25 protein-coding genes and 2 tRNA genes are annotated in these 25934 nt (G+C 60.4%); 19 read left to right on the plus strand and 8 right to left on the minus strand.

Going from position 1 to position 25934, the window contains the following annotated elements:
* Positions 1-105: 105 nt before the first annotated feature.
* Positions 106-1146, plus strand: coding sequence for a 4-hydroxythreonine-4-phosphate dehydrogenase PdxA (gene pdxA / locus ABI660_RS02070; protein ID WP_348064452.1), 1041 nt, complete (start codon positions 106-108; stop codon positions 1144-1146).
* A 183-nt stretch (positions 1147-1329) separates the two neighbouring features.
* Here pdxA and mscL read toward each other — a convergent pair whose 3' ends face one another.
* Positions 1330-1752 (minus strand): large conductance mechanosensitive channel protein MscL, encoded by a 423-nt coding sequence (mscL, locus tag ABI660_RS02075; RefSeq protein ID WP_348064454.1) that lies wholly within the window; start codon positions 1750-1752, stop codon positions 1330-1332.
* Between the two features lie 226 nt (positions 1753-1978).
* On the opposite strand from mscL, the gene petA reads away from it, so the two are divergent.
* The 6 genes from petA to ABI660_RS02105 all read left to right on the plus strand — a co-directional run bounded on the left by petA (position 1979) and on the right by ABI660_RS02105 (position 6338).
* Positions 1979-2602 (plus strand): ubiquinol-cytochrome c reductase iron-sulfur subunit, encoded by a 624-nt coding sequence (petA, locus tag ABI660_RS02080; RefSeq protein ID WP_348064456.1) that lies wholly within the window; start codon positions 1979-1981, stop codon positions 2600-2602.
* 73 nt (positions 2603-2675) lie between these two features.
* Positions 2676-4076 (plus strand): cytochrome bc complex cytochrome b subunit, encoded by a 1401-nt coding sequence (locus ABI660_RS02085; RefSeq protein WP_348064458.1) that lies wholly within the window; start codon positions 2676-2678, stop codon positions 4074-4076.
* A gap of 76 nt (positions 4077-4152) precedes the next feature.
* Entirely contained in the window at positions 4153-4863 is a 711-nt protein-coding gene (locus ABI660_RS02090) for a cytochrome c1 (RefSeq protein ID WP_348064596.1), read from the plus strand.
* An 85-nt stretch (positions 4864-4948) separates the two neighbouring features.
* Entirely contained in the window at positions 4949-5560 is a 612-nt protein-coding gene (locus ABI660_RS02095) for a glutathione S-transferase N-terminal domain-containing protein (RefSeq protein WP_077594012.1), read from the plus strand.
* Between the two features lie 156 nt (positions 5561-5716).
* Positions 5717-6250, plus strand: coding sequence for a ClpXP protease specificity-enhancing factor (locus ABI660_RS02100; protein WP_348064598.1), 534 nt, complete (start codon positions 5717-5719; stop codon positions 6248-6250).
* 12 nt (positions 6251-6262) lie between these two features.
* Positions 6263-6338 (plus strand) — tRNA-Thr (locus ABI660_RS02105).
* A 119-nt stretch (positions 6339-6457) separates the two neighbouring features.
* On the opposite strand, the gene ABI660_RS02110 is transcribed toward ABI660_RS02105, so the two are convergent.
* Positions 6458-6829, minus strand: coding sequence for a hypothetical protein (locus ABI660_RS02110; RefSeq protein WP_348064460.1), 372 nt, complete (start codon positions 6827-6829; stop codon positions 6458-6460).
* Here ABI660_RS02110 and ABI660_RS02115 point away from each other — a divergent pair.
* The 7 genes from ABI660_RS02115 (at position 6824) to eutC (ending at position 15950) form a co-directional block, all read left to right on the plus strand.
* Complete coding sequence (locus ABI660_RS02115; RefSeq protein WP_348064462.1) at positions 6824-7804, plus strand: M23 family metallopeptidase; 981 nt, start codon at positions 6824-6826, stop codon at positions 7802-7804. The two genes, ABI660_RS02110 and ABI660_RS02115, sit on opposite strands and share 6 nt — an antisense overlap.
* A 135-nt stretch (positions 7805-7939) precedes the next feature.
* Positions 7940-10705: a preprotein translocase subunit SecA gene (secA, locus tag ABI660_RS02120; protein ID WP_348064464.1), complete on the plus strand. Its 2766-nt coding sequence runs from the start codon at positions 7940-7942 to the stop codon at positions 10703-10705.
* Positions 10706-10798: 93 nt separating this feature from the next.
* A complete protein-coding gene (gene argJ, locus ABI660_RS02125; RefSeq protein ID WP_348064466.1) occupies positions 10799-12040 on the plus strand; it encodes a bifunctional glutamate N-acetyltransferase/amino-acid acetyltransferase ArgJ in 1242 nt (413 codons plus the stop codon).
* Between the two features lie 12 nt (positions 12041-12052).
* Positions 12053-13024, plus strand: coding sequence for an ATP-binding protein (locus ABI660_RS02130; protein WP_348064469.1), 972 nt, complete (start codon positions 12053-12055; stop codon positions 13022-13024).
* The gene (locus tag ABI660_RS02135; RefSeq protein ID WP_348064471.1) at positions 13021-13491 is read left to right on the plus strand and encodes an NUDIX domain-containing protein; all 471 of its coding nucleotides are present in this window, start codon (positions 13021-13023) and stop codon (positions 13489-13491) included. Before ABI660_RS02130 ends, ABI660_RS02135 begins: the two co-directional genes overlap by 4 nt.
* 200 nt (positions 13492-13691) lie before the next feature.
* The gene (locus tag ABI660_RS02140; protein ID WP_348064473.1) at positions 13692-15098 is read left to right on the plus strand and encodes an ethanolamine ammonia-lyase subunit EutB; all 1407 of its coding nucleotides are present in this window, start codon (positions 13692-13694) and stop codon (positions 15096-15098) included.
* 24 nt (positions 15099-15122) lie between these two features.
* Entirely contained in the window at positions 15123-15950 is an 828-nt protein-coding gene (gene eutC, locus ABI660_RS02145) for an ethanolamine ammonia-lyase subunit EutC (RefSeq protein WP_348064475.1), read from the plus strand.
* A 20-nt stretch (positions 15951-15970) separates the two neighbouring features.
* Here eutC and ABI660_RS02150 read toward each other — a convergent pair whose 3' ends face one another.
* Both ABI660_RS02150 and ABI660_RS02155 read right to left on the minus strand, forming a co-directional pair.
* Positions 15971-16654 (minus strand): lytic transglycosylase domain-containing protein, encoded by a 684-nt coding sequence (locus ABI660_RS02150; protein WP_348064477.1) that lies wholly within the window; start codon positions 16652-16654, stop codon positions 15971-15973.
* Between the two features lie 5 nt (positions 16655-16659).
* Positions 16660-18402 (minus strand): proline--tRNA ligase, encoded by a 1743-nt coding sequence (locus tag ABI660_RS02155; RefSeq protein ID WP_348064479.1) that lies wholly within the window; start codon positions 18400-18402, stop codon positions 16660-16662.
* A gap of 114 nt (positions 18403-18516) precedes the next feature.
* Here ABI660_RS02155 and ABI660_RS02160 point away from each other — a divergent pair, with 114 nt between their 5' ends.
* A complete protein-coding gene (locus ABI660_RS02160; RefSeq protein ID WP_348064600.1) occupies positions 18517-19206 on the plus strand; it encodes an RNA pyrophosphohydrolase in 690 nt (229 codons plus the stop codon).
* Positions 19196-19690: a CNP1-like family protein gene (locus ABI660_RS02165; protein WP_348064480.1), complete on the plus strand. Its 495-nt coding sequence runs from the start codon at positions 19196-19198 to the stop codon at positions 19688-19690. Before ABI660_RS02160 ends, ABI660_RS02165 begins: the two co-directional genes overlap by 11 nt.
* Here the strand turns inward: ABI660_RS02165 and proB are convergent.
* The 4 genes from proB to rplU all read right to left on the minus strand — a co-directional run bounded on the left by proB (position 19680) and on the right by rplU (position 22722).
* Positions 19680-20816 carry a glutamate 5-kinase gene (gene proB / locus ABI660_RS02170; RefSeq protein WP_348064482.1) on the minus strand — a complete coding sequence of 379 codons (1137 nt, stop codon included), beginning with the start codon at positions 20814-20816 and terminating at the stop codon, positions 19680-19682. The two genes, ABI660_RS02165 and proB, sit on opposite strands and share 11 nt — an antisense overlap.
* Before the next feature lie 87 nt (positions 20817-20903).
* Positions 20904-21992, minus strand: coding sequence for an Obg family GTPase CgtA (cgtA, locus tag ABI660_RS02175; RefSeq protein ID WP_348064484.1), 1089 nt, complete (start codon positions 21990-21992; stop codon positions 20904-20906).
* 122 nt (positions 21993-22114) lie between these two features.
* Positions 22115-22372 carry a 50S ribosomal protein L27 gene (gene rpmA, locus ABI660_RS02180; RefSeq protein ID WP_348064486.1) on the minus strand — a complete coding sequence of 86 codons (258 nt, stop codon included), beginning with the start codon at positions 22370-22372 and terminating at the stop codon, positions 22115-22117.
* Positions 22373-22410: 38 nt separating this feature from the next.
* Positions 22411-22722, minus strand: a complete 312-nt coding sequence (gene rplU, locus ABI660_RS02185; RefSeq protein ID WP_077593996.1) for a 50S ribosomal protein L21 — start codon at positions 22720-22722, stop codon at positions 22411-22413.
* 159 nt (positions 22723-22881) lie between these two features.
* Here rplU and ABI660_RS02190 point away from each other — a divergent pair, with 159 nt between their 5' ends.
* From ABI660_RS02190 to pilB, 3 genes are all read left to right on the plus strand, one after another.
* Entirely contained in the window at positions 22882-23865 is a 984-nt protein-coding gene (locus ABI660_RS02190) for a polyprenyl synthetase family protein (protein ID WP_348064488.1), read from the plus strand.
* 17 nt (positions 23866-23882) lie between these two features.
* Positions 23883-23959: transfer RNA gene (locus ABI660_RS02195), tRNA-Pro, on the plus strand.
* Between the two features lie 155 nt (positions 23960-24114).
* Positions 24115-25851, plus strand: coding sequence for a type IV-A pilus assembly ATPase PilB (gene pilB / locus ABI660_RS02200; protein ID WP_348064490.1), 1737 nt, complete (start codon positions 24115-24117; stop codon positions 25849-25851).
* Positions 25852-25934 lie beyond the last annotated feature (83 nt).

Consider the following 25934-nt stretch of genomic DNA (forward strand, 5'->3'; position numbering starts at 1 on the left):
CGGGCCAGCGATCAAGGGGCGCATGCATCTGGTGGCGCCCTGCAAACTATTATGGAGCGTTCAGATGACAAGGGGAAGAACTGGATGGGCGGACAGGACCCTGCCATGCCCGTGACCCGCCCCATCGCCATCACCATGGGTGATCCTGCCGGGATAGGGCCCGAAATCATTGCCAAAGCGTTTCGCGAGGCGCCGGCGGAGCTGGCAGGCTGTGTGGTGGTGGGCGATGTCGCCACCTTGCGCCGGGCTGCGCAGCGGGTGGCCGCCGGCTGCGTCCTGCCGGTGGCCCAGATGGAGGCTCTGGCGGATTGGCAGGCCGTGTCGCCGAACTGTATTCCGGTGCTACAGAAATGTGAGCTGGCGGCGCCCGCCCCCTTTGGGCAGATCAGTGCTTTGGCAGGCAAGGCCGCAGCCGACTGCATTGTCTGGGCGGCCCGCGCGACCCTGGCCGGCGAATGCGTAGCCATGGTCACCGCGCCGATTCACAAGGAGGCGCTGGCCGCCGCCGGCGCGGCTTTTGCGCGTTTTCCCGGCCACACCGAACTGCTGCAGGCCGAAGCCGCAGCCTTCCTCGGCAAGGAGCCGTCAGCGCTGCCGGTGCGCATGATGCTGGCCAACGATGAGCTCAAGACCGTGCTGGTCAGCATCCATCTGTCCCTGCGCGAGGCACTCGATGCCGTCACTTTCGACAGCGTACTGCAGACCCTGCGCATCACGCACCAGGCGGTGCGCAGCCCCACCAGCGGCAGGCCGCGCATCGCCGTGGCCGGCCTGAACCCACACGCTGGCGAGGGTGGCCTGTTCGGCAGGGAAGAGGTGGACGTCATTGCGCCAGCGATCGCCAGGGCCCGCGAAGAGGGCATGGATGTGAGCGGTCCCTTTGCACCTGACACGGTGTTCATGCGGGCCAGAGCCAAAGCCGGGCAGGCGGGGGAGTTTGACGTGGTGGTGGCCATGTACCACGACCAGGGCCTGATCCCGGTCAAATACCTCGGGGTGGAGCAGGGCGTCAATGTCACGCTGGGCTTACCGATGGTGCGTACGAGTCCCGATCACGGCACGGCTTTCGACCTTGCCGGCAGCGGAACGGCAGATCCGTCCAGCCTGATGGCAGCCATTCGCATGGCGCGTCGGCTGGCTGCCTGAATCACGCGGTTAAGTGTCAAAAGGGTCGCCAGCCCTTTTTTGGCGAGCGTAATCAGCTATGAAATAAATAGCAGACGTTCGGTGTTTACAAGCGGGGGCCGCGCGTCCGGCTTTGCCGGCGCGCAGGCGCCGTCCCCTGCAGGGGAGAGGCCGCTACACGAAGTGAGCGCCACAGGGGGGAGCCTATTTCTTCAGGCTGTCACGAATTTCGCGCAGCAGCATCACGTCTTCCGGCGTGGCCGCGGGCGCTGGTGCAGCCTGCTGGCGCTTGAGCCGGTTGATTTGCTTGACCATGATGAAGATGATGAACGCCAGAATGAAAAAGTTGAGCGACACCGTCAGGAAGTGGCCGTAGGCAAACACCGGCACACCGGCTTTGCGCAAGGCGTCCAGCGACATGTCGCTGCCCGCCGGCGCCGAGCCCAGCAGGATGTAGAGGCTGGAAAAATCGAGCTTGCCAAAGACCAGGCCAACCACCGGCATGATCAGGTCGCTGACCACGGCGTCCACAATCTTGCCGAAGGCAGCGCCGACGATCACGCCCACCGCCAGGTCAATGACGTTGCCCTTGACGGCAAATTCCCTGAATTCCTGCATCATTCCCATGGAGTGCTCCTTTGCTGTGGGTGGATCAACCGGGGCCTAGGCTGTTGCCCTCGCCCTGACTTGCAGCAGGAATTATGGACGCGCGCCAGCCCTGCCTGCTGCCTCGCCTCGTTGCCACAGGGGCTCGCTGCGGCTTGAAAAAGCACTTCGCGCTCCGTTACAATCCCGGGTTGACCCCAATAAGCCCCCTTTCGAGTTTTTCAAGCCCTGTTCTTGTAGGACATTCATGACCCACGCAAGCCTCAACGTGCCGCCCGGCGCACCCATTGACAAAGATAAAAGAAACTGGATCGTGACCACCTGCGCCGTCGGTGGCGCTGGCGTGGCCGCTGTCGCCGTGCCGTTTGTCAGCACCTTCCAGCCTTCCGAGCGGGCCAAGGCCGCCGGCGCTGCCGTTGAAGTGGATATTTCGGCCCTGAAACCCGGCGAGAAGCTCACGGTGGAGTGGCGCGGCAAACCGGTGTGGATCGTTCGCCGCACCCCCGAGCAACTGGCTGCGCTGCCCAAGCTGGATTCCCAGCTCGCCGACCCCAAATCTGAACGCAAGCAGAGTGAACTCACTCCCGAGTACGCACGTAACGAAAACCGCTCGATCAAGCCCGAATTCATGGTGGCTGTGGGCATCTGTTCACACCTGGGTTGCTCGCCCAGCGACAAATTCCAGCCGGGCGCCCAGCCCTCGCTGCCGGACGACTGGGCGGGCGGCTTTCTGTGTCCCTGCCACGGCTCGACTTTCGACATGGCCGGCCGCGTTTACAAAAACAAGCCGGCGCCGGACAACCTCGAAGTGCCCCCCCACATGTACCTGTCAGACGTCAAGCTGCTGATTGGTGAGGACAAAAAAGCCTGAAGCTTTGCTGGACAGACGGACCGCGCCGCGTGGCGCCCCCAAGTCCCCCATCGAATAGCAAATAGGATCCCTTATGGCTGAATTCAAAGAAATTTCCCCCGATGCGCCGGCCGCTGCCAAGTTGATGAACTGGGTTGACAACCGCTTTCCCGCCAGCAAGCTCTACAAAGAGCACATGAGCGAGTACTACGCGCCGAAGAACTTCAACTTTTGGTACGTCTTCGGCTCGCTGGCCTTGCTGGTACTGGTCATCCAGATCGTCACCGGCATTTTTCTGACCATGCATTACAAGCCGGATGCCGCGCTGGCCTTCGGCTCGGTCGAATACATCATGCGCGATGTGCCTTGGGGCTGGCTGATCCGCTACATGCACTCCACCGGCGCTTCGGCCTTTTTTGTGGTGGTCTACCTGCACATGTTCCGCGGCCTGATTTACGGCAGCTACCGCAAGCCACGCGAGTTGATCTGGATTTTCGGATGCGCGATTTTCCTGGCCCTGATGGCCGAGGCCTTCATGGGTTATCTGCTGCCCTGGGGCCAGATGAGCTACTGGGGTGCCCAGGTGATCGTCAACCTGTTTGCAGCCATTCCCTTCATCGGCCCCGACCTGGCCCTGCTGATCCGCGGCGACTATGTGGTGGGGGATGCAACGCTGAACCGCTTCTTCGCATTCCACGTGATCGCCGTGCCACTGGTGCTGCTGGGCCTGGTGGTCGCGCACCTGATCGCGCTGCATGAAGTGGGTTCGAACAACCCCGACGGCGTGGAAATCAAGGCGAAGAAAGATTCGGCTGGCCTGCCGCTGGATGGCATTCCTTTCCATCCTTACTACACGGTGCACGACATCTTTGCCGTGAGCGTGTTCCTGATGATCTTCTCGGCCATCATTTTCTTTGCACCCGAGGCAGGTGGTTATTTCCTCGAGTACAACAACTTCATTCCCGCGGATTCGTTGAAGACCCCGGCGCATATTGCCCCGGTCTGGTACTTCACACCTTACTACTCCATGCTGCGTGCCATCACCAGCGAGATGATGTATGCGCTGATTGCCTGCGTGCTGGCGGGTGCGGTGTTGGGCGTGCTCAAGGCCCGGATTGCTGGCCTTTTCAAGGCCGTGATCGTCGGCGCTGCCGTGGTGCTGATTGCCGCGATGCTGATGATCGACGCCAAGTTCTGGGGTGTGGTTGTCATGGGCGGCGCTGTCATCATCCTGTTTTTCCTGCCATGGCTGGACAACAGTGCAGCCAAGTCGATTCGCTATCGTCCGGGCTGGCATTCCTGGCTGTATGGCATTTTTGTCGTCAACTTCCTCGTGCTCGGCTACCTGGGCATCAACCCGCCCTCGCTGATCAACGAGCGTGTGTCGCAGCTGGGAACCCTGTTTTACTTCGGCTTCTTCCTGCTGATGCCCTGGTGGAGCCGTCTGGGAACCTTCAAACCGGTGCCCGACCGCGTGACTTTTGCTGCCCACTGAGCCGGAGATTCCTGACATGATGAAGACACTGAAACAACTGGCTTTGGGTTTTGCCATCGTGCTGGCGCTGGCCGGTATGGGCGCGCACGCTGCGACCACAGGCATTGCCTGGGACAAAGCACCCAACATGACCAACGACCTGGGCGCCCTGCAAAACGGCGCCAAGCTGTTCGTCAACTATTGCCTGAACTGCCACTCGGCCGCGTTCATGCGTTACAACCGCCTGAAAGACATCGGCCTGACCGAGCAGCAGATCAAGGACAACCTGCTGTTTGCGACCGACAAGGTGGGCGAAACCATGAAGGCGTCGATCGACCCGAAGCAGGCCAAGGACTGGTTTGGCGCCAATCCGCCTGACCTGACCGTGGTCGCCCGCTCGCGCGCCGGCCACGGCGGCACGGGCGCCGACTACCTGTACACCTACATGCGTACTTTCTACCGCGACGACACCACGGCGACCGGTTGGAACAACCTCACTTTTCCCAGTGTGGCCATGCCGCATGTGTTGTGGGAATTGTCCGGCGAGCGCAAGCCCCTGTTCGACACAAAGGAAGAACACGGCCACAAGGTCTCGGTCTTCAAGGGCTGGGAGCAAGTCACGCCAGGAACGATGTCGCCCTTGCAGTATGACCAGGCGATGGGCGACCTCGTCGGTTACCTGCAATGGATGGCTGAACCTGCACAAAATACCCGCGTCCGGGTGGGTGTCTGGGTGCTGCTGTTTCTGCTGATATTGACCTTTGTCGCCTGGCGCCTGAACGCCGCATTCTGGAAAGACGTCAAGTAATTTTTCGCCGGGGACCCGCTCCCCGGCACCTTCTGGAGTGGTACCTTCAACGGTTCCACTCCTTTGCATTTAGGAGTCCCGAGACATGATGGTCCTTTATTCAGGCACGACCTGCCCGTTTTCGCATCGCTGCCGTTTTGTCCTGTTTGAAAAAGGCATGGACTTCGAAATCCGCGACGTGGACTTGTACAACAAGCCCGAAGACATCAATGTCATGAACCCCTACGGCCAGGTGCCGATTCTGGTGGAACGTGACCTGATTCTTTACGAGTCGAACATCATCAATGAATACATTGACGAGCGTTTCCCGCATCCGCAATTGATGCCCGGCGACCCTGTGGACCGCGCGCGCGTTCGCCTGTTCCTGCTCAACTTCGAGAAGGAGCTGTTCGTCCATGTGAATACGCTGGAGGCACGCGCTTCCAAGGGCAATGAAAAGGCGCTGGAAAAAGCCCGCTCGCACATCCGCGACCGTCTGACGCAGCTGGCCCCGGTGTTTCTGAAAAACAAGTTCATGCTGGGCGACAATTTCTCCATGCTGGACGTGGCGATTGCTCCGCTGCTCTGGCGCTTGGACTATTACGACATCGACCTGTCGAAGAATGCCGCGCCGCTGCTCAAGTACGCCGAACGCATCTTCTCGCGCCCGGCCTACATCGAGGCGCTGACGCCGTCCGAGAAGGTCATGAGAAAATAATGGCCCCCACGCTTGCCGCTGCGTGTACCTTCGGCGGTGCGCTGCCCCTTGCACGCAGAAGCGGGGCCGCTGCGCCTGCGGACCGGCAAAGCCGGTTCCGCGGCCCCTGCTTGAAGGGACATGCCGCGCAGATTCGAGTGCAATGTGGCTGATTTCATGAACGCGCTCGATTCCACATCGACCCGTCCCTACCTGATCCGTGCTCTGTATGACTGGTGCACGGACAACGGCTTGACACCTTATGTGGCGGTGGCTGTGGACGAGACCGTGCAGGTGCCGCGTGAATACGTGAAGAACAACGAGATTGTGCTCAACATCAGCTTTGATGCGACCAGCTCCCTCAAACTGGGCAACGATTTCATTGAGTTCAAGGCGCGTTTTGCAGGAAGCGCCCGCGAGATCATGGTGCCGATTGGCCGTGTGATTGCGATTTACGCCCGCGAAAACGGCCAAGGCATGGCTTTTCCATTGGCGGTTTCTCCTTCGGCGTCTTTTCAGCCGACCCCGACAGACGGTGAAGAAATTGTGGCACCGGCGATTGAGCTGGCGACCGGGCTGGCCTCTGAGGCAAAGGTCGTACAATTGGTCCCGCCCAACAATACTTCTTCGGCGCGCGACGATGATCCGGAGCCGCCCGAACCACCCAAGCCGCAGCAAGGCAAACGTCCTTCGCTCAAGCGCGTCAAGTAAAATAGTATTCGTGCCGCTTTAGCTCAGTTGGTAGAGCAACCGCCTTGTAAGCGGTAGGTCGTCAGTTCGAATCCGACAAGCGGCACCATTCATTCCAGACCCTGCCCCACCGGGGCCGTTGATCGCCCGGCTGTAACCGGCTATCAGTTCGATAGCAGGCTGATCAGGCTAGACAGGCCTTGCCGGCTGCGAGCTTCAGCCTGGCTACTACTTTCGGGTGATTAGTATCTTCAGCCGAATTGATGTAACCTTCCAACCTTTGTCGGCGAGGCGCGACTGGAGCAGAGGCAATAACTGGCGCACTTTGGCTGCAGCGGCGTTGCTGCTCACCAGCAAGCACCAAGTACCGTCTTCAATCGGCCCGGCCTGAATGGCGGGTCGTAAAGCTTCGGGAATCAGGGACTCGATGGCCTTGAGCCTGTCGCTGGATTCCTGCACAAGCCCGGCCAGCCGTGCGAGCGACGGCGAGTTCTCGACGGCCTGGCTGAAAGTGACGGCCTGGCGCAGGCGTGGGCTGGGGTTCAAGATGGTCGGGCTCGGCGGGGTGTGGACAAGTTCCAAGGAGAAGAATACGTGCATTTGATTATCACGGATGCGTGGCTTGCGCAAAGCCGTGCGATCTATCTGAGCGGGACCAAACTGGTGGTGGCGGGCTTTGTCATGGCACTGACGTTGATGCTGGTGGCTGCAGGCATGTACCACTGGGTTTTCCTCAAGGGCGCACGCGAGGGATGGCCGGTGATCGGTGCACTGGTGAAGCTGATGGTCAAGGACGAGTTTGAGCAGCGCGACCGATTCATGCGGGAGAACCTCGATGCCATGGCCAAGCGACTGGGCGAAATGCAGGCCAAGATGATGCAGCTTGAGTCGCTCGGTGAGCGGGTGTCGGGCCTGGCAGGCGTCAATCCCAATGACATCAAAACCCTGCCCGGACGCGGCGGCGCTTTGGTGGCGGGGCGCTCGCTGAGCATGGAGGAGTTGCAGGCGACCTTGGCTGACCTCGACAAACTGACCGACCAGCGTGTGGACTTGATGACGGTGATGGAGTCCCGGCTTTTCGACCAGAAAGTCAAAAAGATGATGGTGCCGACCCAGCAGCCGGTCGCGGCCGGTATTCTGGGGTCTTCCTTTGGTTGGCGGATTGACCCGCTGAACGGGCGGTCCGCACTGCACACGGGGCTGGATTTTCCGGCGGAACCCGGCACTGCCATCCTGTCCGCTGCGGGTGGCGTGGTGGTCACTCAGGAATACCACGCTGCTTACGGCAACATGGTCGAGGTGGATCATGGCAACAACCTCGTATCGCGCTACGCACACGCCTCGAAAGTGCTGGTCAAGAAGGGCGACCTGGTCAAACGCGGCCAGAAAATCGCCGAGGTGGGCACAACCGGGCGTTCTACCGGGCCTCACCTGCATTTTGAGGTGCTGGTACAGGGCGTGTTCCAGGATCCCCAGAAATTCCTCACGGCCGGGCAAAAATTGCCTGCTCCCATGGCCGTCGCCGCTGTTCCGTTGCCGGCGATGCAGCCTGCCCAACCTCCCCGGCCGAAGTAGCGGCAGGTCAGAGGTAAAATCTGCGGTTTGCGCCCAGTTGAAACCGGCTGGCAGCGCCCACAACTAAGTCGATACTCAATAAGGATTTCGGCCGCACTGCCCGCTCATGGGAGCTGTCAGCGCGGCCTCGCATTTATGGCTTCCAACATCCTGACCAAAATCTTCGGCAGTCGAAACGACAGGCTGCTCAAAACCTACCGCAAAAGCATAGAACGCATCAATGCCCTGGAAGCAGAGTTCGAAAAGCTGGACGACGAGCAGCTGCGCGCCAAAACCCGCGAGTTCATAGACCGCATCGCCGGTGGGGAGACACTGGACGCTATTCTGCCGGAAGCCTTTGCGGTGGTTAGGGAAGGCAGCAAGCGTGTCATGAAGATGCGCCACTTCGACGTCCAGATGCTGGGCGGCATGGCTTTGCACAACGGCAAGATTTCCGAGATGGGGACTGGTGAAGGCAAGACGCTGACTGCAACGCTGCCGGTCTATCTCAACGCACTGACCGGCAAAGGCGTGCATGTGGTCACGGTCAATGATTACCTGGCCAACCGCGATGCGCTGTGGATGGGCAAGCTCTACAACTTCCTGGGCCTGACCGTCGGCATCAACCTGCCCAACATGCAGCGCCCCGAGAAACAGGACGCCTACCGCGCCGACATCACCTACGGCACCAACAATGAATTCGGCTTTGACTATTTGCGCGACAACATGGTCTACGAAGTGGCCGACCGCGTGCAGCGCGGCCTGAACTACGCCATCGTCGATGAGGTGGACTCCATCCTGATCGACGAAGCCCGCACGCCGCTGATCATCAGCGGTCAGGCCGAAGACCACACCGAGATGTATTTGGCCATCAACAAGGTGGTTCCGCTGCTGACGCGCCAGGAAGGCGAAGCCGACCCGCGCACCGGCGAAGGCATCATCAAGCCCGGTGACTTCACGCTGGATGAAAAAACCCACCAGGTGTTCCTGACAGAACAGGGCCATGAAAACGCCGAACGCATTCTCTTCAGCCTGGGCCTGATTCCCGAGGGGGCCACACTGTATGACCCGGCGAACATTTCGCTGATGCATCATCTGTACGCCGCCTTGCGTGCCAACCACCTGTACCACCGCGACCAGCATTACGTGGTGCAGGATGGTGAAATCGTCATCGTGGACGAGTTCACCGGGCGCCTGATGTCGGGCCGGCGCTGGAGCGAGGGCTTGCACCAGGCCGTTGAGGCCAAGGAAGGTGTGGCGATCCAGCCCGAAAACCAGACGCTCGCCTCCATCACCTTCCAGAACTACTTCCGCCTCTACGGCAAGCTGGCGGGCATGACCGGCACCGCCGATACCGAGGCTTACGAGTTCCAGGAAATCTACGGTCTCGAGACCACGGTGATCCCGCCGAACCGTCCAAGCCGGCGTGAGGACCAGCTGGACCGCGTGTACAAGACCACGCGCGAGAAATATGAAGCGGCGATCAAGGACATCCGCGAATGCCATGAGCGCGGTCAGCCGGTGCTGGTTGGCACCACCTCGATTGAAAATTCGGAAATCATCGACCAGTTGCTGGACAAGGAAAAGCTGCCGCACCAGGTGCTCAATGCCAAGCAGCATGCGCGTGAAGCCGACATCGTGGCCCAGGCGGGCCGCTCCGGCATGATCACGATTGCCACCAACATGGCTGGTCGCGGCACTGACATCGTGCTCGGCGGAAATGTGGAGAAACTGGTCGAAGTGGTTGAGGCTGACGAGTCGCTGGATGGCGGCGCCAGGGAAGCAGAGATTGCCCGTCTGCGTGTGCGGTGGGCGCAAGACCACGAGACGGTGAAGTCGCTGGGTGGTCTGCGCATCATCGCTACGGAACGGCATGAATCACGCCGGATTGACAATCAGCTGCGCGGCCGTTCCGGTCGCCAGGGCGACCCCGGCTCCTCGCGTTTCTACCTGAGTCTGGACGACACGCTGATGCGCATTTTTGCTGGCGACCGGGTTCGCGCCATCATGGAGCGGCTCAAGATGCCGGACGGCGAGGCCATCGAGGCCGGCATTGTGACGCGCAGCATCGAGTCCGCCCAGCGCAAGGTGGAAGCACGCAACTTCGACATCCGCAAGCAGTTGCTTGAATACGATGACGTGGCCAATGACCAGCGCAAGGTGATTTACCAGCAGCGCAACGACATCATGGATGCGGCCAACCTTGAAGGGCAGATCGCTTCGCTGCGTGAGGGCTGCTTCACGGATCTGGTGCGGCAGTACATCCCGGTGGAAAGCGTGGAAGAGCAGTGGGACATTCCCGGACTTGAAAAAGTGCTGCGCGACGAGTGGCAGATGGAGGTGTCGCTGCAGGGCGATGTGGAAGCGGCGACCGCCATCACCGACGAAGACCTGCTGGAAAAAGTGATTACAGCCGCCAACGCGGCATTTGCCGCCAAGGTTGAAAAAATCGGCGAGGAAAACTTCACGCAATTCGAGCGCATTGTTCTGCTGCAAAGCATTGACTCGCACTGGCGTGAGCACCTGAGTGCGCTCGACTACTTGCGCCAGGGCATTCACCTGCGCGGCTACGCCCAGAAGCAGCCCAAGCAGGAGTACAAGCGCGAGGCCTTCGAGTTGTTCGGCCAGTTGCTGGACAGCGTGAAAAACGAGGTCACCAAAATCCTCATGACGGTCCAGGTTCAGTCGGGCGAGCAGCTCGGGCAGGCCGCCGAGGAGATGGAAGATCGGGCGGAGAGAATTTCCAACGTCACCTACTCGGCGCCGACTGAAACCGGCGAGGTGGAAACAACGGTGGACGAGGAGTCGCAGCGTTACAAGAAAGCTTTGCCGGACGGCGCTGTGCCACGCGTGGGCCGCAACGACCCCTGCCCCTGCGGCTCCGGTAAAAAATACAAGCTCTGTCACGGCAAACTGAATTAATGCCCCCACGTTCGTTCACTTCGTGTAACTCACTGCCCCCCGAGGGGGTGCTTTTTATTTGCTTAGTCCACCGTTTTCTTTAGAGTCAAGAACATGCCCGTGAACCTGCTTGCCACCCCCGCCGACCAGCTTTATCCCGTGCCGGGCGTGCGCTGGGGCATTGCCGAGGCGGGCATACGCAAGACCGGCCGCAAGGACCTCTCGGTGCTGCTGCTGGATGAGGGCGCCTCGGTGGGTGCCGTGTTCACGCAAAACCGTTTCTGCGCAGCTCCGGTGCAGATCTGCCGCGAACACCTTGCCAAAACCGGCAAGCAGGGTCCCGGCATCCGCGCCATGCTGATCAACACCGGCAATGCCAACGCCGGCACCGGTGCCGACGGCCTGAGCCGGGCGCAGGCCAGCTGCGTGGCGCTGGCGCGCGAACTCGCGGTGGCTCCGGAGCAGATATTGCCGTTTTCCACCGGCGTGATCATGGAGCCCTTGCCGCATGAACGCATCGCCGCCGGCCTGCCGGCCGCGCTGGCCGATGCCAAGGCGGACAACTGGGGCAAGGCTGCAGAGGCCATCATGACCACCGACACCGTGGCCAAGGCGTTTTCCAGCCGCATCACGCTGAGCGGCGTGCCGGTCACCATCACCGGCATCAGCAAGGGCGCCGGCATGATCCGGCCCAACATGGCCACCATGCTGGGTTTCATGGCAACCGATGCCCGCGTGTCGCGGGGCTTGATGGCGCAACTCGCTACTGAACTGGCGGAAGGCTCCTTCAACCGCGTGACGGTCGATGGCGACACTTCGACCAATGACTCTTTTGTGGTGATCGCGAGCAACCAGGCGAAGCATCCGGAAATCACTTCGCTGGACAGTGCCGAGGGTGCGACGTTGCGCGCCGCCATGCTCGACATCGCCAAAAAACTGGCGCAAGCCATCGTGCGCGACGGCGAAGGCGCGACCAAGTTCATCACCGTGCAGGTGGAAGGCGGGAAGACCGGCGCCGAGTGCCGCCAGGTTGCCTACGCCATCGCGCATTCGCCTCTGGTCAAAACAGCTTTTTTCGCCAGCGACCCCAATCTCGGCCGCATTCTGGCCGCCGTCGGTTATGCCGGCATCACTGATCTCGATCAGACAAAAATCGACTTGTACCTGGACGATGTGCTGGTGGCTAAAAAAGGCGGCCGCCATCCTGACTATGTCGAAGCCGACGGCCAGCGAGTCATGAAACAAAGCGAAATCACCGTACGTGTGATGCTGGGCCGAGGCGATGCAGTCGATACAGTCTGGACCTGCGACCTCTCCTACGATTACGTCAAGATCAACGCGGACTACCGCAGTTAATCAGGCTGGCACATGAACGAGCAGTTTGAGCGCCTGATCGCCCGCGTCGAGTCCCTGATGGCGCGGATTGAATCCGTGCTACCGCAGCCCCTGAGCGCGCCGGACTGGAGCGCCTCCATCGCCTATCGCTATCGCAAGCGCAGCTCCGGCCACGGTTCGCTGGAGCCAGTGCGCCACATCGGCCACATGAGCCTCGGCGACCTCAAGGAAATTGAGGACCAGAAGGAAAAGATCAGGCGCAACACCGAGCAGTTTGTGCTCGGCAAGCCCGCCAACAACGTGCTGTTGACCGGCGCGCGCGGCACCGGCAAGTCCTCGCTGATCAAGGCTTGCCTCAATGAATATTCGGCGCGTGGCCTGCGGCTGATTGAAGTCGACAAAGCCGACCTGACCGACCTGCCGGACATCGTGGATGTGGTGTCCGGACTGCCTGAAAAATTCATTGTCTTTTGCGACGACCTGAGTTTTGAGGAAGGCGAGGCCGGCTACAAGGCACTCAAATCCATCCTCGACGGGTCCATCGCTGCGGCCACGCCTAATGTGCTGATCTACGCGACCAGCAACCGGCGCCACCTGTTGCCCGAGTACATGACGGAAAACCTCACCTACAGCCGCAGCGAAGACGGCGAGGTGCACCCGGGCGAGGTGGTGGAAGAAAAAAATTCCCTGTCCGAACGCTTCGGCCTGTGGGTCAGCTTTTACCCGTTCAGCCAGGATGAATACCTGACCATCGTCGCGCAATGGCTGTCGTCGTTCGGCGTGGGCCCGGACGCGATTGCGCTCGCCAAGCCAGCGTCGCTGGTCTGGGCACTGGAGCGCGGCTCGCGCAGCGGCCGTGTGGCCTACCAGTTCGCCCGCGATTACGCCGGCCGTGACAGCGCCAGCCGGCCCGTGGCGGCACCTGCCATCGCGGCCTATGAGCGGCCCGGCGCTGCTGCTGCGTCGTCTGACCAGGGCGACCAGGCCCCTGATCATTCGACATGAGCGTGCTGGTTGCCGACGGCGAGCGCCCGCGCGAGGGCGGTGCTGACCGCAAGGTGGTCGATGTGGCCGTCGGCGTGCTGGTCCGGCCGGATGGCGACTTCCTCCTCACCTCCCGCCCACCGGGCAAGGTTTATGAACACTACTGGGAGTTCCCCGGCGGCAAGCTGGAGCCGGGCGAAACCGTGGAGCAGGCCCTGCGCCGCGAATTGCAGGAAGAAATCGGCATCACAATCGGTTCTGTCCAGCCCTGGAAGGTGGAACTGGTGGACTACCCGCATGCGCTGGTCAGGCTCCATTTCTGCAAGGTGTTTGACTGGACAGGCGAAATGCACATGCATGAAGGCCAGCAGTTCGCCTGGCAACGCCTGCCGGTCGAGGTCAAGCCGGTGCTACCCGGGACACTGCCAGTGTTGGCGTGGTTTGCTGGCGAACGTGCTTTTTCAGGAGCCACCCACGACGTGGGTTGATGCCTTCTTCCCCCGTTCCATTCCAGTTGATTGCTCCTGTATTAATAGCTGCTCGCGCCCAGCCTATAAGGGCTGGACTCATTTTTTGCTTATAAAATGAGGTGGCAGGCGGATTTGGCCGCAACGACTTGCCCCCAGGGCTAAATGGCCCCAAGATAAGGCGGCGCACTGCCTTGCAACGGGGTTTTGAGGGAAATGCCATGCCAGCCCATGCACTGAGCCACACCGCCGGTACCACCACCTATCACTTCCGCGACCTGAAAGACCTGCTGGCGAAGGCGACGCCGCTGCGCTCGGGCGACAAGCTGGCCGGGGTGGCCGCTGGCACCGATGAAGAGCGGGCCGTGGCGCAGATGGCACTGGCCGAGTTGCCGCTGGGCCGGTTTCTGGATGAGGTCGTCATACCGTATGAAGACGACGAAATCACGCGCCTGATCATCGACGGGCATGATGCCGCCGCATTTGCGCCCATCCGCCATCTGACCGTGGGAGATTTCCGCAACTGGTTGCTCAGCGACGCGGTGGACAGCGCAATGCTGGCGGCGGTCGCGCCGGGCATCACGCCGGAAATGGCGGCCGCCGTGTCCAAGATCATGCGCAACCAGGATCTGATCCTGGCGGCGCAGAAATGCCGGGTTGTCACGGCGTTCCGCAGCACCATCGGCCTGGCAGGGCGCCTGTCAACGCGTCTCCAGCCGAATCATCCGGTGGACGACGCTGCCGGCATTGCCGCCAGCCTGCTCGATGGCCTGCTGTATGGGAGTGGTGACGCGGTGATCGGCATCAATCCCGCAAGCGATCATGTGCCGCAGGTGGTGCATCTGCTCACGCTGATGGACGAGATCATCCAGCGTTACGCCATACCCACGCAGTCCTGCGTGCTGACCCACGTGACCAATACCCTGGAAGCGATAGGCCGTGGCGCGCCGGTAGACCTGGTGTTCCAGTCAATTGCCGGCACCGAGGCGGCCAACCGCAGCTTCGGTATCAATCTGCAACTACTGGCCGAAGCCCAAAGCGCAGCCTTGTCGCTGGGGCGCGGCAGCGTCGGCAACAACGTGATGTATTTTGAAACCGGGCAGGGCAGCGCCCTGTCGGCGAATGCCCACCACGGGTTGGACCAGCAGACCTGCGAAGTGCGGGCCTATGCCGTGGCGCGCCGGTTCAAGCCCTTGCTGGTCAACACGGTGGTCGGCTTTATCGGGCCCGAATACCTGTTCGACGGCAAACAGATCATCCGCGCCGGGCTGGAAGACCACTTCTGCGGCAAGCTGCTGGGCCTGCCCATGGGCTGCGATGTCTGCTACACCAACCACGCCGAGGCCGACCAGAACGACATGGATGTGCTGCTGACCCTGCTGGGGGTGGCAGGCTGTACTTTTGTGATGGGCGTTCCGGGTTCGGACGACATCATGCTCAACTACCAGAGCACTTCTTTTCACGACGCCCTGTATGTGCGGCGTGTACTGGGCCTGCGGCCCGCACCGGAGTTCGAGGCATGGCTGGAGAGGATGCAGATCGCCAGCGCAGGGGCGTCGGGCGGCGACTTCCGTTTGACGGACAGCCTGCCACCCGTCTTTCATGAAGCCTTGCGCCGGCTGGGCTGAGCCGGTGCAGAACGGAAGAAACACATGCGTGTTCCCAAAACAATCGTTGTCACCAATCCCTGGCAGCAGCTGCGCGAGTTCACCGCGGCACGTATTGCATTGGGCCGTACGGGCGTCAGCCAGCCAACGCAGCCACAACTGGCGTTCCAGTTGGCCCATGCGCAGGCGCGTGACGCGGTGCATCTGGCGCTTGACGTGCCGCGGCTGGTGCAAGACCTGGAGAGTGCAGCGCTGGCACGCTCCCGGGATTGCCTGGTGCTGGACAGTGCCGCGGGTGATCGTCTCGGCTATCTGCAAAACCCCGACCTGGGGCGTCGGCTTGACGAGGCTTCACGTGCCCGTCTTGCGGACAGGACGCAATCGGCCGCGCGCCACTACGACATGTCGGTGGTGCTGGCCGACGGTCTGTCAGCCCAGGCCATTGCGCAGCATGCGGTGCCATTTTTGCGTGCCCTCGACCGCCTTATCGCGGCAGAAAAATGGTCGCAGGCGCCGCTGGCCATCGTGCGGCAAGGGCGGGTGGCCATCGGTGACGAGGTGGCCGAGCTGCTCGGTGCGCGGCTGGTGCTGCTTTTGATCGGCGAGCGCCCGGGCCTGAGTTCGCCGGACAGCATGGGCCTGTACCTGACCTGGATGCCGCGTGTGGGCCTGCGGGACGACAGCCGTAACTGCATCTCGAATATCCGGCTGGCGGGATTGCCCTATGAAGAAGCCGCGCTCAAGGCGCATTACCTGCTGTCTGAAATGCAGCGGCGGCAGTTGTCGGGTGTTCGGCTCAAGGAAGAGAGCTCGGGCGGCCCGGCTTTGCCACATGCGTCAGGGAACAATTTTTTGCTGGGCGGCCCCGCCTGAATCCACCTGTGACCAAGGAACTATGGGCTCAACTCCCACTGCTTCCTGGCGCCCAGCACCGCGTCCGGGTAGGGCGCTTTGCCGCGCGAGCCGTTGTAGCGGCCCAAGCCCATGAACAGGTCGCCCTTTTCACGGTCCAGGTAGTGCCGCAGGATCACGCAGCCAAAGCGCAGATTGGTCTGCATGTGAAACAGCTTGCCGGCATCGCCGTCGCCGATCACACGCGTCCAGAAAGGCATGACCTGCATATACCCACGCGCGCCGACCCGGCTGACCGCAAACTTGCGAAAGTTGCTCTCCACCTGAATCAGGCCCAGCACCAGGGCCACGTCGAGCCCGGCGCGCCTGCTCTCGTACCAGACGGTTTGCAAAAATTCCTTGCGGATCTGCCACTCCGGTTTTTTCTTCTTGAGGCGCTCGCTCATCGCGCCCAGCCAGCGCAAGTAAGCCAGGCGGCTTTCGGTGTCGCGAAATTCGGGCACTGGCGGCGCATGGTTGGCGATGGCTGAACTCAGGGCGGTGCGCACCGAGTCGATCAGGGGTTCCTCAATCTGCGCACCGGCGCTCGCATGCTCCGAAAACAATAGCGAACTACCAAGGACAGATAAGGACTGGAGGCACTTTCTCCTCGATACTTCTGCCGTTCCGGTGGTTGGCACGGCATCGGATGCCGGCTGGTGCAGGGGCGGGGCAAGAGATGTCATGCGGCTCAGAACGCCAGCTTTCCCTTGAGAAAGGTGAAGGCGTCGGCCACACTGATTTTGCTGGAAGCTGCGTCACGGCGGTGCTGGTATTCCAGTTGCCCGTCCTTCAGGTCGCGGTCACCGATGGTCACGCGGTGCGGAACACCAATGAGCTCCCAGTCGGCAAACATCGCACCGGGCCGCTCCCCCCGATCATCCAGGATCACATCCACGCCGGCCGCAAGAAGCTCGGCGTGAAGCTTGTCGGCCGCTGCCTTGACCTCCGGGAAACGGTCCGGGCTGATCGGACACAGCACCACAGTAAAAGGTGCAATTGCGTCGGGCCAGATGATGCCGCGCTCGTCATGATTCTGCTCGATGGCCGCGGCCGGCAGGCGCGTGATACCTATGCCGTAACAGCCCATTTCCATGAACTGGGGTTTGCCGTTTTCGTCGAGAAAGGTTGCGTTCATGGCCTTGCTGTATTTGGTGCCCAACACAAACACGTGGCCCACCTCAATGCCGCGCTCGATCGCCAGTACGCCTTTGCCATCCGGCGACAGGTCACCCGTTTTTACATTGCGCAGATCCGCGACCAGCGTGGGCTCGGACAGGTCGCGGCCCCAGTTGACGCCGGTGAGGTGGAAGCCTTCAGCGTTGGCACCGCAAATCCAGTCGGCCATGACGGTCACTTCGCGGTCTACAACCAGTTGCACCGGTTTTCGTAAACCGATGGGCCCCAGGTAACCCGGCTTGCATCCGAAATGCTCTTCAATCTCGGGCAGGGTAGCAAAACGGAACTCTTCCAGGCCCGGCACTTTTCTTGCCTTGACTTCATTCATCTCATGATCGCCGCGCAGCAACAGCAGCCAAACTTGGGTCTTGACGGTGTTGCCTTTGTCGTCCTTGGCATCGGTGGCCAGCACCAGGGACTTGACCGTGGTTTGCAGCGCCACACCCAACAATTCCGCTACGTCTTCGCAAGTGCTCTTGCCCGGCGTGGCCACTTTGGCCAAGGCCTGGCTGGACGCAGCGCGGGGGGCTGTCGGAGCCAGGGCTTCGGCCTTTTCCATATTGGCGGCATAACTGCTGTCAGGGCAGTACACGATGGCATCTTCGCCGGTGTCGGCAATCACCTGAAATTCCTCACTCAGGTCACCACCAATGGCGCCGCTGTCGGCAGCAACTGCGCGATAACGCAGGCCGAAGCGGTCAAAAATTCGACGGTACGCACTGCTCATCACGTCATAGCTTTTTTTGGCAGCGTCCAGGTCGCGGTCAAAACTGTAGGCGTCCTTCATCGTGAACTCGCGCCCGCGCATCAGGCCGAAGCGGGGACGGCGCTCGTCGCGAAATTTTGTCTGGATCTGGTACAGGTTTTTGGGCAGTTGCTTGTAGCTTTTGATTTCCTGGCGTGCAATGTCCGTGATCACTTCTTCGCTAGTGGGCTGGACCACAAAGTCTCGGTCGTGCCGGTCTTTGATGCGCAAGAGTTCGGGGCCGTTGGTCGTGAAACGCCCGGTTTCTTGCCACAACTCTGCGGGCTGTATCACCGGCATCGTGAGTTCAACGGAGCCGGCACGGTTCATTTCTTCCCGAACAATGGCCTCCACCTTTCGAATCACGCGCAGTCCCATGGGCATGTAGGTGTAAATGCCCGCCCCCAGTTTCTTGATCATGCCCGCTCGCGTCATCAGCTGGTGGCTGACGACTTCGGCATCGGCAGGCGCTTCCTTGAGCGTGGAAATGAAGAACTGGGAGGCTTTCATGGATGGTTTTTCTGGGCTTCGTGAGGTTTTTGGGACGGCCGCCCCGGGGTGCGCTTGGCTCTGAGCATTCTGCTGTGCATAATGGACTCAGTTTAAAAAATTTGAGGTTTGATTATGCTTGACCGGGACGGCTTTCGGCCCAACGTCGGCATCATCTTGCTCAACCAGAGAAGTCAGGTATTTTGGGGCAAGCGTATCCGTACCCACTCGTGGCAGTTTCCGCAGGGTGGCATTGACCGGGGCGAGAATCCCGAGCAGGCCATGTTCCGCGAACTGCATGAAGAAGTGGGGCTGTTACCGCAACACGTGCAGGTGCTTGCCCGAACCCGGGACTGGTTGCGCTATGAGGTGCCTGACCGGTTTATCCGCCGCGATGCGCGCGGACATTACAAAGGCCAGAAACAGATCTGGTTCCTGCTTCAGCTGGTCGGCCACGACTGGGACCTGAACCTGCGCGCGACCGACCACCCGGAGTTTGATGCCTGGCGCTGGAACGACTACTGGGTGCCGCTCGATGTGGTCGTGGAGTTCAAGCGAGGCGTTTATGAAATGGCACTGACCGAGCTCTCACGTTTTGTGCCGCGTTTTGACAATCGCTCCGAGCCGCGTCCGGACCATCGCAACCGCTATTTGCGTGGCGGCATGCGCCACCGCGATCCGGCAGATGCCGGGCCGGGGGAACAGGGCGCCCCTGGGCCTCGGAGTGTCGGTGCGTCCTTCGAGTTGCCCCCCGGGGCAACATTTGAACCCGATCCCCAAACCGGCTTGGTGGCTGCCTCCAGGAATGACAAGCATGACATTTAGATTTCTGGCCCTGGTCTGTTTGCTGGGGCTATCTTTGACCGCCGCAGCGCAGAATATCGTCGACGACTCCGACTGGAAAGAGGGCAAGGTACCTCCGCCTCCAGCTTTCAATGCTGCGAAATTGCTGCGCTTTGACGTGTCGTCCGGTTCCACGCTGGTGTATGGGGTCGATCCCGCAAGTTTGAGTATTGGGGAGGACGGCATCGTTCGTTATGTGCTGGTGGCCAGCAGCAGTACCGGTGCGCGTAATGTGTTGTACGAGGGCCTGCGCTGCTCGAGTGGCGAGTTCAAGACCTACGCGCGCTACATGCCTGATGGCAACTGGACCAATGTGGAAAAAGCGGAGTGGCGCTCCATGTTTGGGAATATGCCGTCCAGGCACGCCTTGCAATTGGCCCGGGCCGGTGCCTGCAACAATTCAGCCCCGGCTTCCTCGGTCGGCGAAATTGTCCGCCAGCTCAAAAATCAGGGTGTCAGCCCGTAAGCACCAGGTTGGTCCGGTGGATCATTTCCGCCTCACCGGTATAGCCCAGCAGCTTTTCGAATTCGGCGGAGGGTTTGCGGCAAATCAGCCGGGCTTCGGCGCTTGAATAGTTGGCCAGCCCGCGGGCGACTTCCCTGCCTTCGGCATCGCGTATGGCGATCACGTCACCGCGGGAGAACTCGCCCTGCACGCCGGTCATGCCGATGGGCAGCAGGCTTTTCCCTTCGTCGCGTACCTTGGCGGCAGCCCCGACATCCACGCTGACCGCGCCGCGCAACTGCAGGTGGTCGGCAATCCACTGTTTGCGGGCCTGGGTTTTGGCTGTCTGGGCCACCAGCAAGGTGCCGATGGCCTCGCCCTGCGACAGGCGGACCAGGGCGTTCGGCTCGCGGCCCCAGGCAATCACGGTGGATGCGCCAGAGCCTGCGGCGCGTTTGGCCGCCAGGATTTTCGTGATCATGCCGCCCTTGCCGATGCTCGAACCTGCGCCGCCCGCCATGGCTTCCAGCGCAGGGTCGCCCGCCTTGGCCTCGTGGACAAAACGCGCAGCAGGATCCTTGCGCGGATCGGCGGTGTACAGGCCTTTCTGGTCCGTCAGAATGACCAGCGCGTCTGCGTCCACCAGGTTGGCGACCAGCGCACCCAGCGTATCGTTGTCGCCGAACTTGATCTCGTCATTTACCACGGTGTCGTTTTCATTGATCACCGGCACCACACCGAACTGGAGCAGGCTCAGCAGGGTAGAACGCGCGTTGAGATAACGTTCACGATCGGCGAGATCGGCATGTGTCAGCAACACCTGGGCACTGCCGACACCGTTTTCGCGCAACTGACTTTCGTACACCTGCACCAGGCCCATCTGGCCGACGGCAGCTGCGGCCTGCAACTCATGGATGGCTTTGGGCCGTGTTACCCAGCCCAGCCGCTTCATTCCCTCGGCAATGGCACCGCTGCTGACCATGATGACTTCGCGTCCGCCCTTGACCAGAACAGCGAGCTGCTGGCACCACTGTCCGATGGCTTGCGCATCCAGCCCCCGCCCCTCGTTCGTGACCAGGCTGGAGCCCACCTTGACCACGATGCGCCTGGCATTGAGAAGAACCTGGGAACCTGGATTTTCTTGCATGTTCAGGTGATTTTTGGGCCACAGCCCATAACAGATGGACGTAGGTTGCTATCATTAATATAGCGGACGGACTGTGCGGCAGTGCTCTCAGCCGGCGGCCGACGGCGGCTCGGTTGGCAGGTCTGCAAAACGCGGATCGATTTCTTCCGGCTCCTGCTCGCTTTTCTGCACCGACTTTACATGCTGGTAAATCGTCTTGACCAGTTGCTCGCAGCCTTCACGCGTGAGGGCCGAAATCTCAAATACCGGGCCCTTGAATTTGAAGCGTTTGACGAAGTCCTTGATGAGTGCGGCACGTTTGTCCGCATCCACCATGTCGAGCTTGTTCAGCACCAGCCAGCGCGGCTTGTTGTAAAGCGCCTCGTCGTATTTCTTGAGTTCACCCACAATGGCCTTGGCTTGCGCCACGGGATCCACACTGTCGTCAAAAGGAGCCATGTCCACAATGTGCAGGAGCAGGCGGGTGCGCTGCAGGTGGCGCAGGAACAGGTGGCCCAGGCCCGCACCCTCGGATGCACCTTCAATCAGTCCGGGCAAATCCGCGACGACGAAACTCTGCTCCGGTCCGACACGTACAACGCCCAGATTGGGGTGCAGCGTGGTGAAAGGGTAGTCGGCGATACGTGGCCGCGCATTGGAGACGGCAGAGATGAAGGTGGACTTGCCGGCATTCGGCATGCCCAACAGGCCGACATCGGCCAGTACCTTCAGTTCCAGCTTCAGGCTTTTGTGTTCACCGGGCCAGCCCGGCGTCTTGCTACGTGGCGCGCGGTTGGTCGAACTCTTGAAGCGCAGGTTGCCGAAGCCGCCGTCGCCGCCTTTGGCGATCAGCACTTCCTCGCCGGGGACCAGCAGTTCATAAAGGACTTCGCCGGTTTCGGCATCGGTCAGGATGGTGCCCACCGGCATCTTGAGGATGATGTCGTCGCCTTTGGCGCCAAACATGTCCGAGCCCATGCCGTGTTCACCGTTGCGGGCTTCATGGCGGCGTGAAAAGCGGAAATCGACCAGCGTATTCAGGTTCACATCCGCCAGGGCATAGACATGTCCGCCACGTCCGCCATCGCCGCCGTTCGGGCCGCCGAATTCCTTGTATTTTTCATGACGGAAGGAGACACAGCCACTCCCGCCATCGCCTGCGGCGATGTCAATATAGGCTTCGTCAACAAATTTCATGATATTGGAGGGAATCCGATAGCCGGGAGAGGCCTGAATCCTGAAGGTAGTTTACAAATTTCCGGGGCCAAAACAACAAAGCCCCGACCAAGCGGGGCTTCGATGCCATCGAAGTGATCAGCTTACGCTGGTGTCACGTTGACGGTGTGCTTGTTCAGCGAGCCCTTGACAGCAAAGGATACCGAGCCGTCCACCAATGCGAACAGGGTGTGGTCCTTGCCGATGCCCACATTGACGCCCGGGTGGAACTTGGTGCCGCGCTGGCGAACAATGATGCTGCCTGCGTTGATCACCTCGCCACCGAACTTCTTGACACCCAACATCTTGGGCTGCGAATCGCGCCCATTTCGCGTAGAGCCGCCGCCTTTTTTCTGTGCCATTTTTCAATACTCCTTGGTGAGTCCTGGTACTTCGCTGCTTAACCGACGATGGCGCCGATTTGCAGTTCAGTGAAGTTTTGCCGGTGACCTTGGCGTTTTTGGTAGTGCTTGCGACGGCGCATTTTGAAAATGCGCACTTTGTCGTGCCTGCCTTGGGAAAGAACTGTAACCGTGACAGTAGCGCCGGACACCAAGGGCGTACCAACCGTGATCGTGCTGCCGGTTCCGACAGCCAATACCTGGTCAATAACGATCTCTTGGCCTACGTCCGCAGCAATCTGTTCTACTTTAATTTTTTCGCCAGTGGCAACTTTGTATTGTTTGCCACCGGTTTTTATGACCGCGTACATGTGAGACCTCGTATGTGAGTTCTGCGGACGGATTTCCACAGAGCCCTCTATTCTAGCACGGTGGGCCCGAAACCTCTCAACTCGAACCCGCGGCGTTTGGAGGCCAGGGGAGGGTGTGCTGGCTTCCTATAATCCTCAAAACCTCTTGTCTGGACCGTTTTGACAGTAAATTCTTCTAGTACGGCCGCCGCGCTGGCCCTGATTGCCGACGATATGAAGGCCATGGACGCGGTCATAGCGCGCCGCCTGAACTCTGAAGTGTTGCTGGTCAGCCAGGTATCCCAGTACATCGTTGCTGCTGGCGGAAAACGCCTGCGGCCCGCCTTGCTTTTGCTGATGTGCGGAGCCCTTGGCTATCGTGGCGATCAGCGCTTTAACCTGGCAGCTGTGGTGGAATTCATACATACGGCCACCTTGCTGCATGATGATGTGGTGGACGAATCCACCTTGCGCCGGGGTCGGGCTACCGCGAATGCCAATTTTGGTAATCCGGCCAGTGTTCTGGTGGGGGATTTCCTGTATTCGCGGGCTTTCCAGATGATGGTCGATGCGGGGGACATGCGCATCATGCAAACCCTGGCCGAGGCGACGAATATCATCGCTGAAGGCGAAGTCCTGCAGCTGATGAACATGCACGACGCCAGCCTGTCGGAAGAGGGTTATTTGCGGGTGATCAGGTCCAAGACCGCCAAGCTTTTTGAGGCGAGTGCCCGCCTGGCAGCCTTGCTGGCCAAGGCGCCTCCTGAAATCGAACAGGCTTGTGCAGCGTATGGGCAATCACTGGGGACGGCTTTTCAGGTCATTGACGACGTTCTGGATTACGACGGTGATGCTGCGGAAATGGGAAAAAACCTGGGAGATGACCTGCGCGAAGGCAAAGCCACTTTGCCGCTGATCATCGCCATGCAAAGGGGCGACACCGCTGAAAGGGACATCATTCGCCAGGCCATAGAAACCGGCGGAACAGAGCGCTTGGTCGAGATCGTGGCGATCGTCAGACAAACGGGGGCTTTGCAAGCCACCCGGGATGCGGCGGCGGCGGAAGGTCAGCGGGCGGCCCAGGCTTTGTCGCGGCTCGGGCGCAACACCTACAGCGAGGCCTTGCTAGAATTGGCAACGCAACTGCTGCAGCGTCGTTCCTGACGACTGAGCGGCATTTTCGGGGTGTAGCTTAGCCTGGTAGAGCGCTACGTTCGGGACGTAGAGGCCGGAGGTTCGAATCCTCTCACCCCGACCATCTGCGGCCTTTTCCCTTAATTTCCTGCTCACCTTCTTCGGGCAATTTGCCTTGGTTCCAACACCAGAGCAGGTGTAGACCGCTTTTCGATTTACACCACCAGAGCTATCAGCGATGATGTCAATTTTGTCATTTCAAGGTTGAGTCGCGAAACCATGGCTGCCGTCGATACCGTAACCAACGCACCCGCCGCCTTGGCCTTGCCGGGCTTGGGCCGGGCTTTGGTGATCGCAGGCAAGCTTGGGCAGAAAGCTGCGGAAGATATCTTTCGCAAGGCCCAAAGCGGCCGCACCAGTTTTATCGCTGAATTGACAGGCTCAGGTGCGGTTTCCCCATCGGATCTCGCGCACACCATGTCGACGGCTTTTGCAGCTCCGCTGCTCGACTTGGACGCGATAGACACCCAGCGCCTGCCGAAAGGCCTGCTGGATGCCAAGATCTGCCAGTCCTACCGTATTGTTGTTCTCAGCAAGCGCAGTAATCGCCTGATTGTGGCTACCGCCGACCCGTCGGATCAGGAAGCCGCGGAAAAAATCAAGTTTTCCACCCAAATGGGCGTGGACTGGGTTATCGCCGAATATGACAAGCTGTCCAAGATGGTGGAGGCATCTGCCACCACGGCGTCCGAGGCCATGGACAGCATCATTGGTGATGACTTTGAGTTCGACGAGTCCACAGCCGAGGCAGCCAGTGTGGACAGCAATGACACCAGTGGTGCTGAGGTCGAAGATGCGCCGGTCGTCAAGTTTTTGCACAAGATGCTGCTGGACGCGTTCAGTATGCGGGCTTCGGACCTGCATTTCGAACCCTACGAGCATACCTACCGGGTGCGTTTCCGTATCGACGGCGAGTTGCGCGAGATTGCATCCCCGCCTGTTGCCATCAAGGAGAAGCTGGCGTCCCGCATCAAGGTCATCTCGAAGATGGACATTTCCGAGAAACGGGTGCCGCAGGACGGGAAAATGAAGCTGAAGATCGGTCCCGACCGGGTGATCGATTTCCGGGTGAGCACCTTGCCCACGATGTTCGGCGAGAAAATCGTGATTCGTATTCTGGACCCCAGTAGCGCCAAGCTGGGTATCGATGCGCTGGGTTACGAGCCTATCGAAAAGGAGCGCCTGCTCAACGCCGTGCAGCGTCCCTATGGCATGGTGCTTGTGACCGGTCCCACCGGTTCGGGTAAAACCGTGTCGCTGTATACCTGCCTGAATATTCTGAACAAGCCGGGTGTGAACATCGCCACGGCCGAAGATCCGGCCGAAATCAACCTGCCCGGTGTCAATCAGGTCAGCATGAACGACAAGGCTGGCCTGACATTTTCCGTGGCCCTGAAAGCCTTTTTGCGGCAGGACCCGGACATCATCATGGTCGGCGAGATTCGTGACCTGGAAACAGCCGAAATTTCCATCAAGGCGGCGCAAACCGGCCACTTGGTACTGTCTACCTTGCACACCAATGATGCGCCGGCCACGCTGACGCGTTTGCGCAACATGGGCATTGCGCCTTTCAATATCGCCTCAAGCGTCATCCTCATCACAGCCCAGCGTCTGGCCAGGCGCTTGTGCCCCAACTGCAAGGCGCCGGCAGATATTCCCCGCGAAACCCTGCTGGACGCGGGGTTCAAGGAAGAAGATGTGGATGGCTCCTGGACCCCTTATCGTCCGGTGGGTTGTTCGATGTGCAACAACGGGTACAAGGGCCGGGTCGGGGTGTATCAGGTCATGCCCATCACGGAAGAATTGCAGCGGATCATCCTGCGAGATGGCAGCGCGCTTGAAATTGCCGAGCAGGCCGAAATCGAAGGCGTGAGAAGCCTGCGAGGCGCAGGCTTGCACAAAGTTAAGCTGGGCATGACTTCGCTCGAAGAAGTTCTGGCCTGTACCAATGTTTAAGCTCTTATTCATGAATAAAAACCTGGTTTTTCGCTTCGCCGGACGTTTCAAGTCCAAATCATCACTTCCGCATTGAAGAAGGT

This window comes from Polaromonas sp., assembly GCF_039930745.1.
Taxonomy (GTDB): domain Bacteria; phylum Pseudomonadota; class Gammaproteobacteria; order Burkholderiales; family Burkholderiaceae_C; genus Polaromonas.